General features: G+C 62.2%; 11 protein-coding genes. 7 read left to right on the top strand and 4 right to left on the bottom strand.

Translation table 11 applies throughout. The features are described 5' to 3' along the window. Positions 1-123 precede the first annotated feature (123 nt). From ACEN9O_RS24060 to ACEN9O_RS24075, 4 genes are all read left to right on the top strand, one after another. Positions 124-1,008, top strand: a complete 885-nt coding sequence (locus ACEN9O_RS24060; RefSeq protein ID WP_495614325.1) for an N-acetylmuramic acid 6-phosphate etherase — start codon at positions 124-126, stop codon at positions 1,006-1,008. A 25-nt stretch (positions 1,009-1,033) separates the two neighbouring features. Continuing rightward, positions 1,034-1,924: a LysR family transcriptional regulator gene (locus tag ACEN9O_RS24065; RefSeq protein WP_495614326.1), complete on the top strand. Its 891-nt coding sequence runs from the start codon at positions 1,034-1,036 to the stop codon at positions 1,922-1,924. 195 nt (positions 1,925-2,119) lie between these two features. After that, a complete protein-coding gene (locus ACEN9O_RS24070) occupies positions 2,120-4,885 on the top strand; it encodes a TonB-dependent receptor (RefSeq protein WP_495614327.1) in 2,766 nt (921 codons plus the stop codon). Positions 4,886-4,986: 101 nt separating this feature from the next. Continuing rightward, on the top strand, positions 4,987-5,913 hold the full coding sequence (locus tag ACEN9O_RS24075; protein ID WP_495614328.1) for a S66 peptidase family protein: 927 nt from the start codon (positions 4,987-4,989) through the stop codon (positions 5,911-5,913). On the opposite strand, the gene ACEN9O_RS24080 is transcribed toward ACEN9O_RS24075, so the two are convergent. Continuing rightward, on the bottom strand, positions 5,906-7,075 hold the full coding sequence (locus ACEN9O_RS24080; protein ID WP_495614329.1) for a diguanylate cyclase domain-containing protein: 1,170 nt from the start codon (positions 7,073-7,075) through the stop codon (positions 5,906-5,908). The two genes, ACEN9O_RS24075 and ACEN9O_RS24080, sit on opposite strands and share 8 nt — an antisense overlap. A 158-nt stretch (positions 7,076-7,233) precedes the next feature. Here ACEN9O_RS24080 and ACEN9O_RS24085 point away from each other — a divergent pair, with 158 nt between their 5' ends. Then, positions 7,234-8,031, top strand: coding sequence for a ferritin-like domain-containing protein (locus ACEN9O_RS24085; RefSeq protein WP_495614330.1), 798 nt, complete (start codon positions 7,234-7,236; stop codon positions 8,029-8,031). Between the two features lie 3 nt (positions 8,032-8,034). Here ACEN9O_RS24085 and ACEN9O_RS24090 read toward each other — a convergent pair whose 3' ends face one another. From ACEN9O_RS24090 to ACEN9O_RS24100, 3 genes are all read right to left on the bottom strand, one after another. After that, the gene (locus ACEN9O_RS24090) at positions 8,035-8,862 is read right to left on the bottom strand and encodes a hypothetical protein (protein WP_495614331.1); all 828 of its coding nucleotides are present in this window, start codon (positions 8,860-8,862) and stop codon (positions 8,035-8,037) included. Positions 8,863-8,870: 8 nt separating this feature from the next. After that, complete coding sequence (locus ACEN9O_RS24095) at positions 8,871-9,962, bottom strand: hypothetical protein (RefSeq protein WP_495614332.1); 1,092 nt, start codon at positions 9,960-9,962, stop codon at positions 8,871-8,873. Between the two features lie 85 nt (positions 9,963-10,047). After that, positions 10,048-11,622 carry a jacalin-like lectin gene (locus tag ACEN9O_RS24100; protein ID WP_495614333.1) on the bottom strand — a complete coding sequence of 525 codons (1,575 nt, stop codon included), beginning with the start codon at positions 11,620-11,622 and terminating at the stop codon, positions 10,048-10,050. A gap of 280 nt (positions 11,623-11,902) precedes the next feature. Between ACEN9O_RS24100 and ACEN9O_RS24105 the strand changes: the two genes are divergently transcribed. Together ACEN9O_RS24105 and ACEN9O_RS24110 are read left to right on the top strand one after the other, a co-directional pair. Continuing rightward, positions 11,903-12,592 carry a response regulator gene (locus ACEN9O_RS24105; RefSeq protein WP_495614334.1) on the top strand — a complete coding sequence of 230 codons (690 nt, stop codon included), beginning with the start codon at positions 11,903-11,905 and terminating at the stop codon, positions 12,590-12,592. 7 nt (positions 12,593-12,599) lie between these two features. Further along, entirely contained in the window at positions 12,600-14,489 is a 1,890-nt protein-coding gene (locus tag ACEN9O_RS24110; protein ID WP_495614335.1) for a sensor histidine kinase, read from the top strand. Positions 14,490-14,593: the final 104 nt, after the last annotated feature.

The raw sequence follows: 14,593 nt of genomic DNA on the forward strand, positions 1-14,593 counted from the left end.
CAAGAATACTGTGAGCGCAGGCCGCCTGCCAATGAAAACCGGATCTTGCCGTATAACTTTTCGGAATGCCTGCCGAGCAAGCTTTCATGACTACGCGGCGATATCTGAGCTTACACTTTCAACATGCTCAAAACCGAAACCCCCAGCCAGGAACATGCCGGCCTGGACCAGTATCCGGTAGCCGCGCTGGTCAATACGCTGATCGCCGACCAGCTTACCGCCGTCGCCGCGGTGCGCGCGGCGGCCGACGTCATTACTGCTGCGGTCGAAGCCGCCGTGCCCCGCATCGCCGCCGGCGGCAGGCTGATCTACGTCGGCGCCGGCACCTCGGGCCGGCTCGGCGTGCTGGACGGGGTGGAACTGCATCCGACGTTTTCGTGGCCGCACGACCGCGCCTTGTCGCTGCTGGCCGGCGGCAAGGGCGCCATGTTCAAGGCAGTGGAGGGCGCGGAGGACGACGGCAAGCAAGGCTTCCTCGACCTGGCGGCCCTGCTGCCGCAAGCCGGCGATGTGATCATACTGCTGGCCGCCTCCGGCAGCACGCCCTACGTGCTCGGCGCGCTGGACGCCGCCCGCACTGCCGGCGCGCTCACCATCGGCATCGCCAACAATACCGATGCGCCTGTCGCCGCGCGAGCCCAGTTCGGCATTACGCTCGATACCGGACCGGAAGTGATCTCCGGCAGCACCCGCCTGAAGGCCGGTACCTCGCAAAAAATCGTCCTCAACACCATCTCCAGCGCCATCATGGTGCGCTTGCACAAGGTCTACGGCAACCTGATGGTCGACATGAAGGCCACCAACGCCAAGCTGCTGCGGCGCGCCGTGGCGCTGACCATGCATGCCACCGGCGCCGACGAGCCCAGCGCGCACTTCGTGCTGGAGCAATGCGACTACCACGTCAAGGCGGCGATCGTGGTGCTGCTGCGCCAGGTCCCGGTGGCGCGGGCGCGGGCCTTGCTCGACCAAAGCGCTGGCAGCGTCCGGGCGGCACTCCTGCTACAGTAGCGCACCGTCATAGCGAAAGAGGAAGATGCGGCTGCGTCACATAGAAGTTTTTCACGCGATCATGCAAGTCGGCACCATCAGCGGCGCCGCACAGGTACTGCACATCTCCCAGCCGGCCGTCACCAAGGTCTTGCAGCACTGCGAACTGCAACTGGGCATGCCGCTGTTCGAACGTGTGCGCGGCAAGCTGTACCCCAAGCCGGAAGCGCACCGCCTGTTCGCCGAAACCGAAAAACTGAACCGCGACCTGCAGGGCATACGCCGCCTGGCGGCCAGCCTCAAGGGCCGCGCGGTGGAGACCATCCGCCTGGTGTCGACGCCGACCGTGGCCGCCAGCGTGCTGCCGCAGGCGATGAGCAACTGGCGCCGCGCCTTCGCCGACACCCGCTGCGAACTGGCGACCCACCACACCAGCGAAATCGTCAACACGCTGCGGCTGGGCGAGGCCGACCTCGGCCTGTCGCTGCAAGACCCGCGCCATCCGGGCATCGTCGCCGAGCCGATCGCGCAGGGCGTGATGACGGTGATCGCGCCGCTCGGCCGCTGGTCCGCCGCGCGAACCGCTCAGCCGTTCTCCGCGCCGGAGCTGGAAGGTGAGCTGATCGGCTACGCCGACAACGATCCGCTCGGCGACCAGGTGCTGGCGGCCTGCGAAGCGCAAGGCATCACGCCGCATTTCCATACCGTCGTGCAGACTTACCAGATCGCCCGTTCGCTGGTGGAGGCGGGCGGCGGCATGGCGGTGGTCGATCCCTTCACCGCCGCTTCCGGGCGCGGACGCCTGCAAAGCCGGCCGTGGGCGCCGGAAATCGCTATCCAGCTGTATCTGCTGACGCCGGCCCATGCGCCGCTGTCCCACGGCGCCAGCCAGCTGGCCGCCAGCATCGCCGAGGCCGCCCGCGCCTTGCTCGCCTAGTCTTTATTCGAAGGAAATGTGGCTTAAATGCTACAAGTGCCATTCCTGAAAGTTCCCGCCACTGGCATGCTGGTGGGAACAGCTCCAGTTCATGACTAAAGGTTATAGCGACAAGCGCTAATTTCATTGGCTGGTCAAGGAAGCAAGGCGCTAATCTGGACGGATAAGTTTTCAGATTCACCACAGGGAGAGACCGTGAAGGTTAAAAAACTGGCGCATATGATTGCGCTGATGGGCGTGTTCGTCCCGGCCGCGGGGCCGGTGTTCGCACAGGATGGCGCTGCCGTCATGCAGCGCGTGGAAATCACCGGCAGCAGCATCAAGCGCCTGGCGAAGGAGGGCGCTTTGCCGGTCCAGGTGATCAACTACGACACCATTGAAAAGTCCGGCATCACCAGCACCGAGCAGCTGATCCGCAGCCTGTCCGCCAACGGCACCGGCGCCGACAATATGACTTCCGGGAACAACGTCTTCGGGGCGGACGCCGACCGCGTCAGCGGCGGCGCCTCGTATGCGTCCTTGCGCGGCCTGGGTCCCAACAGCACGCTGGTGTTGTTGAACGGCCGCCGCATCGCCACCTTCGGCGCCAGCGCCAAGGCGGTCGACCTGAACGCGATCCCGCTGGGCGCGATCCAGCGCGTGGAGATCCTGAAGGACGGCGCCTCCGCCATCTACGGCACCGACGCCATCGGCGGCGTCATCAACTTCATCCTGCGCACCGATTACCACGGCGTCGAAGCCGCGCTCAATGACAACTTCACCCAGCACGGCGGCGGCGCCAACCGCCGGCTGTCTCTGCTGGGCGGCATCGGCTCGCTGCAAAAAGACGGCTACAACGTCATGGGCAGCGTCACCTATGACAACAACGAAAAGCTGAGCTCGCACGACCGCGCCTTCGCCAACGGCTTCCAGCCTGCGCGCGGCCTGTCGCCGGACACCACCGGCACGCCCTACGCCAACCAGCTGACCGGTGCCGGCACCGCGCTGGGCACCGGCTTCAAGCGGCCGGGCGATCCCACCACCTACCTGCAGGCGAATCCGCTGAGCTTCCAGGGCAAGTGCGATTCCATCCCCGGCATGTCGCAGTACCAGACCGCGCTGTGGAAGGATGTCACCGCCGCCACCCGCAGCACCTATTCCTGCGCCTACGATTACGGCGCCGACTACATCATCAGCTTCCCGGTCGAGCGCCTGAACGCGGTCTCGCGCGGCACGCTGCAAATCAGCCCGGACCACAAGCTGTTCGTTGAAGCGCTGTACGGCCACAACAAGGCCACGGCGGAGTTCACCCCGGTGCAGATCTCGACCTCGCTGGCCAACGGCAATGCCTACCCGGTCGGCGGCGCGTACTACCAGGACCTGTCGGCCTTCATTCCGACCTTCGACAAGACCAAGCCCATCATCTACAAATGGCGCGCCAACCCGTGGGGCAACCGCGTCCAGGAAAACGTCACCGACAACGCGCGGCTGCTGATCGGCGCGGAAGGGATATTGTTCGGCAAGTGGGACTACCGCACCGGCCTGTCGCATGGCGAGAGCACCACCAAGACCGCGCTGCTTGACGGTTATGGCTACACCAGCAAGATCTACTCGGCGCTGGGCAGCGGCATCATCAACCCATGGCTGACCGCCGGCCAGACGCAGACACCGGAAGCCATGCAGCTGGTCGAGTCGACCAAGTTCCGTGGCGCTTTCCAGCACGGCAAAACCACATTGACCCAGCTGGACGGCAATCTGTCCGGCGAAGTCTGGCAGCTGCCGGCTGGTCCGTTGTCGATGGCGGTGGGCTTCGACCTGCGCCGCGAAGGCTACAACTTCGAGCAGGATGTCGACGCCACGCAGATCCTGCTGTCGCCGGGGAACGCCGCGTTGAAGGAAGCCAGCCGCGACATCAAGGCGGTCTACACCGAGCTCATCGTACCGATCACCAAGGAACTCGAAACGCAGCTGGCGGTGCGCCGCGACCACTACAGCGTGTTCGGCGCGACCACCAATCCGAAAATCTCGTTCCGCTACCAGCCCAATGGCATGCTGGTGTTCCGCGGCTCGGCCAACAAGGGCTTCCTGGCGCCGAGCTTCACGCAGCTGTATTCCGGCCGCCTGTTGCAGGAACTGCCGAACGGCACCATCGATCCCGTCTATTGCCCGACCCATCCCGGCGATCCCGCCTTCTGTGCCATCGCGCGCCTGCCTTACTACGGCGGCGGCAACCCCGCGCTGAAACCGGAGACCTCGAAGCAGGGCAGCCTGGGCATGGTGATCGAGCCGGTGCGCGGCTACTCGGCGTCGCTCGACTACTGGGCCATCAACTCGCAGAACCGCATCCTGAACCGCACGCCGCAAATCGTGCTGGCCAACGCGGGGCTACTGTCCCAGAACATCGTCCGCAATCCCGACAACACGATCAAGTACGTCGACGCCGGCTGGATCAACGCGGCCGGCACCAAGACGCGCGGCGCCGACCTGAGCCTGCGCGGCGAGGGTAAGCTCAACAGCTACAAGTGGACCTTCAACCTCGACGGCACTTATACGCAGAGCTTCAAGTTCGCCGAGATCGAAGGCCAGCCGTACCAAGAGTATGTCGGCAACTTCTACACCCGCGACCTGTACCTGCGCTGGAAGCACAACGCCAGCCTGAGCGTGTCGCGCGGCGACTGGAGCGGCATGCTGATCCAGAGCTACAGCTCCGGCTACAAGGACCAGCTGCCGGACGGCGGCAAGGCGGCGCCGCCACCGGGCTTCAATCCCAACGTGAAGGCCTACACCAAGTACGATCTGTCGGCCACCTACACCGGCTTCAAGAACGTGACGATCACCCTGGGCATCCAGAACCTGCTCGACACCGATCCGCCGTTCACCGCGCACAACGTGGATGAAGTGGTGGGCGCGGGCTGGGATCCACGGGTGGCCGATCCGCGCGGACGTGCGCTCAACGTACTGCTCAAGTACAAATTCCTGTAATGTCGGCAGAGCACAGCCGGCGGCGGTTCGGCCATTTGGTGGCCGCCGCCGCGCTGGGTATGTCCACCGCCGCCACCGCCGCGCCGGCCCGGAGGAAAACCATGCCACTGATCAAACCGCGCCGCTTGCTGCCGGGCGACCTGGTCGGCCTGATCGCGCCCGGCGGCCACACCAATGACGCGGCGCTGGCCGAGGCCGTCGCCAATATCGAATCGCTGGGATTGCGCGTGCGGCTGGGGGACAACATCCATTACGTCTACGGCAATTACGCCGGCACGGTCGAGCAGCGGCTGGCGGATCTGCACGCGATGTTTCTCGATCCCGACATCAAGGCTGTGTGGGCGGTGCGCGGTGGTTCCGGCTGCATCTCGCTGCTGGAGCATATCGATTACCGGCTGATCCGCGCGCATCCGAAAGTGCTGATCGGATATTCCGATATCACCTGCCTGCACCTGGCCCTGCTCAAACAGGCGGGACTGGTCACATTCCACGGCCCGGTGGCCACGTCCACTTTTTCCGACTACTCGGTGGAGCAGCTGCGCAACGTACTGATGGCACCGCACGACAACTACACGATCGCCATGTGCGCCGACTATCCGCCGCCGCGCACCGTGCATGGCGGCGTCGCCACCGGGCGGCTGATCGGCGGCAACCTGTCGCTGGTCAGCGCGCTGGCGGGCACGCCGTACGCGGCCGACTTCAAGGATGCCATCCTCTACCTGGAGGAAGTCAATGAAGAACCCTACCGCGTCGACCGCATGATGACGCAGCTTCAGCTCAGCCAGGGCTACCGCCACGCCGCCGCCGTCGTGCTGGGCATCTTTGAAAACTGCGAGGGCGTGGAGGGCGAGAACGCGCTGTCGCTGGATGATACCGTCGACCAGCACTTGCTGCCGCTGACCCGGCCAGCCGTGGCGGGCTATTCCTTCGGCCACATCCGGCACCAGTTCACGCTCCCCGTCGGCCTGCGCGCCAGGCTGGACACGGGGCAGCAAACCCTGACCCTGCTGGAGCCGGCCGTCAGCTAGGCGCGCAAGCCATGCCGGCCTGATACAGCTCGCATCTGTTTTTGCCGCTGCGTTTGACTTCGTACATGGCGCAGTCCGCGTGCTTCATCAGCTCCGGCAGATTGCTGCCATGCCTGGGGTAGAGGGCTACACCTACGCTCGCGCCCAGCGTGTAAGAGACGCCGTTCACCTCGACCGGCGTCATCATTTGCGCCAGCAGCTTGTTGGCGATTTCCAGCGCCTGCTCCTCATTGATCAACTGGGTGCCGATGACGACGAACTCGTCGCCGCCTATCCGGGCGCAGATGTCGGTGCTGCGGGTGTGGGTCTTCAACCGTGCCGCGATGATTTTCAACACCTCATCCCCCACGTCATGCCCGGCCTTGTCGTTGATGGGCTTGAAGTTATCCAGGTCAATGTACAACATGGCGACGACCTGGTGTGGCCGGGTCGCCAGCAACAAGGCCTGGTCGAACAAGGTCGCCATATGGCGCTTGTTGCTCAGGCCCGTCAGGGGATCGTGGAAGGCGAGATCGAGCGCCTCGGCTTCGGCGTCCACCAGGCGTAGCTGGAACAGCGTCAGCACGGCAGCCAGCAGCGACAGATATTGCAGCAACACCAGCACGGTACCGATCAGGAAGCTGTCCTTGAACCAGGTCGGATGGAAGTAGACGACGATGGGCGCGACGAACCAGTGGATCGCCAGCAGACCGCTGGCCACGGCCGTGACCCGCAGCGGAAACCGTGGGTAGTCGCCACGCCGACACAAGGCCAGCCAGGCCATGCATGCCAGCAGGCCGGCATTGACGGTGGCGTAGCCCATCGACCGGAACAGCGGATGGGTGTCGGCGATCAAGGTCACAAGCAGCCAGGTTTCCGCGGCCAGGCCGGCGATCCAGAAACCGCGGATGCGCATGTCGATGTTCAGGAAGCGCACCATGCCGGTCAACAGCAGCGGCTTTTCCATGATGTTGAAGACCGCGTAGGCCGCCGTAGCGATGCGCCGGTCTTCCATCGGGAGCAGCAAAACGACAACGAGACGCGCAATCAGCGCACACGAGATCGACATGGCCCACCAGCCCGAACCCCGATTGGTCCGCGGAATCGTCCCGACCCATAGGAATAGCAGCGCGAACATAAAATAAATGGTGCTGCCCATCGTATGGATGATCGCGTGCGACATGGGACCTTCTCCTGTGCAATCAGTAAATCTTACCTCAGGGAAGATATTAATTTGGAATCAAGTTGCCTTGGCCCGGGTGCGGGCGACGCAGTGTTGTTGCCGCGCATCACACCGGGGATTTGCTACACTGCGTGCTTTTTCAAGTTTCAAGGAATCCCATGCCCACCCCAACCGAGTTGCGCGCCTATGCGCTGCATTGCCTGCTGGAGAGCGACCCCGGCGCCAAGGTGGCGGCGGTCGCGGCGATGGCGGCGGCATCGCGCGCGGGCCAATGCGGGCTGGAACCGGCCAGCGTCATCGTGCCGTCTGGCGCCATTCCGGGCCGGCCGGCCAAACCGGAGCTGGTGCCGCCGCTGTCGGTGGGACGGCGCTCGATGGCGACGGTGGAGGGCAGGGCCATGCTGATCCACGCGCTGGCCCACATCGAATTCAACGCCGTCAACCTGGCGCTGGACGCGCTATGGCGCTTCCCCGACCAGCCGCAGGAGTACTACATCGACTGGCTGCGCGTGTCCGCCGAGGAAGCGACCCACTTCGCGATGCTGGCCGCCCACCTGCAAACGCTCGGCTACCAGTACGGCGACTTCCCGGCACACGACAGCCTGTGGGAAATGGTCGGCAAGACCACCGAAGACGTACTGGCCCGCATGGCACTGGTGCCGCGCACGCTCGAAGCGCGCGGTCTGGACGCGATCCCGCCGCTGCGCGCCAAGCTGGCCCAAGCCGGCGACCGCGACGCGGCGGCTATCCTGGACATCATCCTGCGCGACGAGGTCGGCCACGTGGAGATCGGCAACCGCTGGTACAACTACCTGTGCCAGCAGCGCGGCCTGGAACCGCGCGCCACCTATGCCGAGCTGGCCATACGCTACAAGGCGCCGACGCCGCGCGGACCGTTCAACATTGAGGCGCGCCTGAAAGCCGGCTTCACCGAGGAAGAGGTGAAGGCGCTGTAGCCCTCACTCCAGTCCTTCCTGGAACAGCGTCGCTTCCAGTTCTCGGCGATGGCGCAATCCTTTAAGTTCCTTACCCTCCCATAGCCGTGCCATCTGACGAATCAAGTCGGGAATGACGGCATAGTCGCCTGACACCAATGCATGCTTAATCGCGCGCATTTCCTTGTAGCGATCGCCGTGCGCGTTGAAGGAGGCACCTCGGTTGTAGACCAGCGATACCAATGCACCCAGTGATTTATCAGATAACTTATTCGCCAACGGCACGGCGCTCAGCGTTTCTCCTATGTACAACGGCAGCGCCTTTTCCTTGAACTGGGAAAAGGCGACGGTCCATGGCACCAGAACGTCGTGCAAGCCAAGTATCAATCCACCGGCGTTGGTGCCGGTCTTTCCGCAGACCTTTTGTAACTGCCCCAAATCGGCGGTGTCCACATAGCCGCTCCAGTCCTCCTTGATCCAGGCGCTCTTGGAATACCCCAAATCGTAGCCCACGCCTATCGTCGCGCCAGACCTGCCGCCAGGCCAGACAGGTCGCCGATATAAGGCCTCGTAGCGGGGTTCGCTGGTCACTTCCAACAGCACCATCAGTCGGACGGCTTCGTTGGCCACGTGTCGCTCAGAGGGATTTCTGCGTGGCGGAACCGCGCTGGCTGCGCCGTTCTGGTGTCGCTCACGCAAGTGCCGCACCCGCTCCAAATGGTCTGGATCGTTGAGCGCTTGCGCAAACAGCGTCTCAAATTTGGACATGCGCTGCGCATAGGGGTATAGCATGGATAAGCTTGCGACAGCGCCCAATCCACCAAGCAAAATACTTCGGCGTTCGGGATTCATGATGCTTCCTACCCCAGACTGGTCCAAACAACCAGGGAGAAGTCCTTTTTCGATCCGATCTGCGGTATGTGGGAAAGCGGCAGGACATTTCGGTCCGTGGCGTAGATCTCGATGCTATCGGGCGAAGTAATTGAAAGGCCTTTACCCCAGCGGAAGGAGCTGTTGAGGCTGCTACTACCGAGTGCCAGCAGCGCCGCCAGTGCAAGTCCCATCGGCGGATCGATGCAGGCAAGGTATTTTTCCAGAAGGGTGATCGAGTCGCTCACCCCAGGGACCGGCATCGCCTTCTGCGCCAATTGGATACAAGCAGGCGGTGCGCTCTCGAGATCCAACTTGTAAAGGGCGATCAGGGAATTGGAACCGTCATCGTCCGCGTTCATCGAGACCAGGTAAATGCCACCGTCCACTTGAGTGATGAGTGCCAAGCCTGCGCCGGACGCCTCAAAATCATCGTCGCGAAATATTTCGGCGAAAGAGACGGTCCCGTCAGGCAGCAAGGATGAGTTGGCGGATTTGTAGACAGTCAGCGAACGACCGTTAACGCCGGCCACGATATATTTTCCATCCTCACCAACCTCCTTGGTCATCGCAACGCCATTGATCCCGTCGTTCGGCCTTGGGATTGCGCCGATAAGAACGATCGGCTGATCGTGCCGTGCATTCCGGATATCGTAGATCTGAATTTCAGACACTTCGGCTCCCTTGCCGGATGCCGATAGCTGGATGCCCATCGCCATAAAGCTTCCGCATGCCTGCGCGCCGCATGGATGACACCAGCCGGGATGCGCCGTGTTGTAGGTGCAATCAATCTGGCCTTGATCGCCCGCGCTTATGGCGTCTCCGATCAAGTATTTTCCGTTGGATGCCGGGAAAAGTGGGATGAGGTTGGTATGCGAAAAGATGAGCTTGTCCCCGAATGCGGCGATGCCTTTGAAGTGGGATTCGATCAGCCCCGCCGGCGTAATCGGGGCGCTCTTGCATTCGTAGTATTCACGTGTAGCCTGGATGGGCAGCGATTCGAATACCGCCCGGATGTCATTCATTTGCAGATTGGCTGCGATAATGCCGTTGCCGGCATCAAAGGCTTGGGACTGGATCATGATGGACCTCATAGATTGGAAGTTGTTATAACCTGATGACCCCATGCCGCCGCTTGGCCGGCAGGGAGTCACAGCAGGCGAACCGTTAATTGGCGCCGAACGTCGCCGGCGCGAACGTGACTGTCACAACCCGGAGCAGGTCGACGTAGTCGCCATACGACCCGGAGAAGCCCAATAGCCGCGTGGAGCCCGACTCCTCCCAGGAGCCGTTGTAATCGCAGCCGCGTGGATTGGGAGGCCAACTGGTGGGGGTCGACGAGCGCGACGTGGTGAAGGTGATCTGGTTGATCACATTGCCATAGGTCGTTGCGATCTTCGTGATGCGTTCGCCTTCGCCGAAGGTGATGGTGCTGGGGCCATAGCCGCCATCGCCACCGTGGGTACACTGATTGGTGTTGTCGCCGGCTGCATAGACGATGGCGATCGAGTCCAGCACTTTGTCGCCTTTTAGCGCAATGCTTTTGATGGTTGTCTTCTGCGGCACGTCATTCAGCGAGACATCCGTGAAGACTTGATCGCCGCCGCCTGTCGAAAGCATCACCGAGCCGAGCGTACAATTGAGAACCGGCGCTTGCCAACCGGTGGAGTTCAACGCGGGCACCGTCAGCGTTTGCGTTGGATTATTCTCCAAGCTGTTGAACAGCTCCCTCAATGTAGCCAGGTCGGCAATCACCAGCGCGCCGTTCCGGGACAGTGCATCGTCGTTATACGCGTAGGTCCTGTAAATATCCTCAACCGCCGCCACGCTGTTGGCCAAAGCGTAGGTGTTGGCGTACACGGTGGACAAGGCTGGACTAGCTGCCGCCTCCAGAAAGCGCTGGACATTCGTTACGATCTTCTGGTAGTCATCCGCCAGGTTTGCGGGGAAGTACGGCACGCGGGTATAGGGCGAAGTCGAGAAGGACAAAGTCACTGCACCATTTGCCGACACCTGGGTCGGGAAATTCAGCGCAAACTGCACGATATCTTCCGTCGCAGGATAGGCCGCCGCCGATCCGCGGAGGAATTGTTTCAGCGACTTTTCGGTTGTTATGCTCGAAAATGCATTCTGCAAACTCACCTGTAGCGATGCATCGATGGTGCCGCCCTCGCCAATGCCGTGCGCCTTCAGCGTCGATATTACCGAGCTTTGTTCATCGACCGACCGGGAATGGAAGGAATAGACCGCGGCGTATTCGCCGCCTTGCTTGATGCCGTCGACGAAGCTGTCGCCGTAAACCGAGAAGAACGACTTGGCATCGGTGTACGATGGATCATCGAACGAGACGGTGGAGTATTGGGCGGCCGCCGTGATGGCGTTAACGTACGCAACGATATGCACGCTCGTCGTGGTCACCTTGAGTTTGCGGAGAAAATCGGACTTCGCGTCAACCGAGCCAAACCCACAGGAGGCAGACACTGAGGCGGAAATGCTCAAGGCGTTGCTGACGTCCTCGATGCAGGTGCACACTGTGTAGCCCATGGTGCCTGCCAGGCCGCCGTTGGTGAATGTTCCTTTGACCGCCGTCGAACGCGGCGCGCTCATGAAGGAGTCATATCCGACAAACAGACTGGCGGGTTCCGCTGTGGCACCGGCGCTCCCCACCGCCAGGGACAGCTCAGGCCTGGCGTTAATGGATGCTGCGATTCCCAGTGCATCTTGTGTGGTCAGGTTTTTCATTTTCATTCCTTAATGTAATGATTCAAATTGACGGCGCGCTGTGCTGCCGCGTGCCGCATCGGTACCATGCCATCGCTGTTCCAGCGTGCATCCGCCGGATACAGTGTTGTCAGGGATGTAATCATGGTATGCTTCAAACTTATTCCGGTCTGTCCCCAGAATTGCGGACAAAGAATCAACGCGGGGCATCAGCGGAGACCCCCGAATGTGGCATCATGCGTAACCCGCGTCGTGCATAACCCTTTACCGGCCAGTACCAGCATCGGCCTGTCGCTTCCTCATGCAGACACCCTCCGCCAACGTCCCGATCCGTGTAGTCCTCGTGGAGGACGACGTCGATTTTCAGCAAATGCTGCGGAACATGATCAACGGCGCGCCGGACATGGAGTTGCTCACGGTCGCCAGCACTCGGGCGCAAGGCTTGCGGGCTGCTGACGCGCTGGCGATGGACGTGCTGCTGGTTGATCTGGGTTTGCCGGATGGATCGGGTATCGACGTCATTCGCGCCGCGCATCTGAAGCAGCCCGATTGCGGCATCATGGTCTGCACCGTCTTTGGCGATGAAATGCATGTCATGCAATCGTTGGAAGCCGGCGCCACCGGTTACTTGCTCAAAGATAGCGAAGCCCACAGCATGGTGGGCGAGATTCGCAGCCTGCATCTGGGCGGCAGCCCCATCAGCCCACTTATCGCTCGCCAGGTCCTGATGCGCTTTCGCCAGCAGAATCCTGCCCCGTCGCTTCCTGTCCCGTTGGAGCAGGAAGCGACGCGCCCTTTGCTATCCGCCCGCGAGCAGGAAGTCCTTGAACTCATCACCAAAGGCTTTACCGCAGATGAAATTGCGGTACTGATCGCGGTATCGCGTCATACCGTGCTCACTTTCGTGCGCCGCATTTATAGAAAACTCCAGGTCAACTCCAAGGCCGAGGCGATCTACGAGGCCAGGCAGCAGGGTTTGCTCCGAAACTAATACGGTGTTGCGCGTCGCATGTCTGCCGATATTGTGCAGCCTGTTCTGGTATGGCACGGCGCAAGCCGAAACACCCCTGCATATCACAAAAGCCGAGCTGCTGGTCGCGGCAGGCCACGGCTATTCCGCACCGCCCTACGAAGCCGACACCAGCCGACTGCAAGGCCGATGGGAGTCGGTGGCGCTGCCGCATGCGCTAGTCCGACAATTGACTCCGCTTGCCAGCCCGGACCAGCCATCCGGCCCGGCTACCGTGGTGACCTGGTACCGCATGCAGGTGCCGGCGTTGCCGGCGTCCTCCGCACCGCGCTATCTCTACATCCCGCGCTGGAAAACCGACGGCCAGATCGCCGTCTACGGCGACCACCGCCTGCTGTACCAGTCGCATGAGAACGTGTACTGGAATGGCTGGAACATCCCGCTCTGGATCGCGCTGGACGGCACCGCCCACGCCGCACCGCCGCGCACCATCCTGCTGCGCATCGAGCGTCCCAGCACCTCCGGCGGCGGCATCTCCACGCTCTGGCTGGGCACCGACGCCAGCCTGAACTGGCGCTACCGCGCGCGCTATCTGGTGCAGGTGCAACTGCCCTACACCAGCAGCGCGGCCTTCCTGGCCGTCGGCCTGTTTTCCTTCTTCGTGTGGCTGCGTCTGCGCGGCGAAACCATCTACCTGCTGTTCTTCTTGATTTCGGTCGCGTCCTTTTTGCGCACCCTGCATTACCACGTGGGGGAGAGCCGGCTGCCCATCAGCGACGAATGGTTCAGCTGGATCACCATCAACGCGATCTTCTGGATGGTGCTGGTCACCCACTTCTTCCTGAACTTTCTGCACCGGCATCCGGTGCGCTGGCTCAATCGCATGGTCTGCGCGGTCACGGTGTGCATCGGCATCCTGACCTTGCCCTGGCTTTCCTTCGTGCTCGACTCCTACACGCTGGCGCCGCTGGCCTATATCGTCCTGATGCTGGTGGGGACGGCGGTGGGGGCGGTGGGCGGCTACCAATGCTGGCGCACGCATTCGCACGATGGTTTGCTCCTGAGCGCATGGGGCATCATCGGCCTGCTGCTCGGCATCTACGACTGGCTGCTGCAGAATAATTACGTGGACATCGAGAACATCTATCTGGGTCCCTACAACAACATCGGCGCCTTCCTGATTTTCATGTACATCATCTACCTTCGTTTTCTGGAAGCGAACAACAACGTCAGGCTGGTCAACGCCGGCTTGCAGCAGCGCTTGCAGCAACGCGAGGACGAGCTGCAGGAGACCCACCGGCGCCTGCGCGAGATCGCCCTGATCCAGACGCTGCACGACGAGCGCCAGCGCCTGACGCAGGATATGCACGACGGCATGGGCTCGTCGCTGCTCACCGCGCTGCTGGCGGTGGAGCGCGGACACATCGACACAGCGATGGTCGCGGACGTGCTCAAGAATTGCATCGACGACCTCAAATTGACGATCGACTCGATGGAACCGATACAGGCCGACCTGTTGCTGCTGCTGGCTACCCTGCGCTACCGCCTGGGGCCACGGCTTGAGAGCGCCGGCATCAAGCTGCGATGGGAAGTGGACAATGTCCCGCCGATGGCCTGGATCGATCCCCGCAACGCCTTGCATATTCTGCGTATCCTGCAGGAGGCGTTTGCCAATATCGTCAAGCATGCGGCGGCCACCGAAATCCGCGTCGCCACCGGCGTCGAGGCCGGCTCGGTGCTGGTCATCCTTACCGACAACGGCCTCGGCTTCTCGGTTGACGAGGGACTGAGCAAGGAGGGCAAGGGGTTGCGCAATCAAATACGCAGGGCGGCGTCGATCGGCGCGGAGCTGAGGCTGGAGTCGGACGCCTCCGGTACCCGCCTGACCTTGTGCCTGCCCATCGTCAAAGTCCTGTGAAATCCCCGCCTTCCGGCGTTTTTGATCTGCGTCAAGGTTTTTGTTACTTCACCTCAATAGACTGTAAAGCGAGCCGGACCACACATCCGTTCAATCCAGCCGAG

The organism is Duganella sp. Dugasp78, from assembly GCF_059491455.1.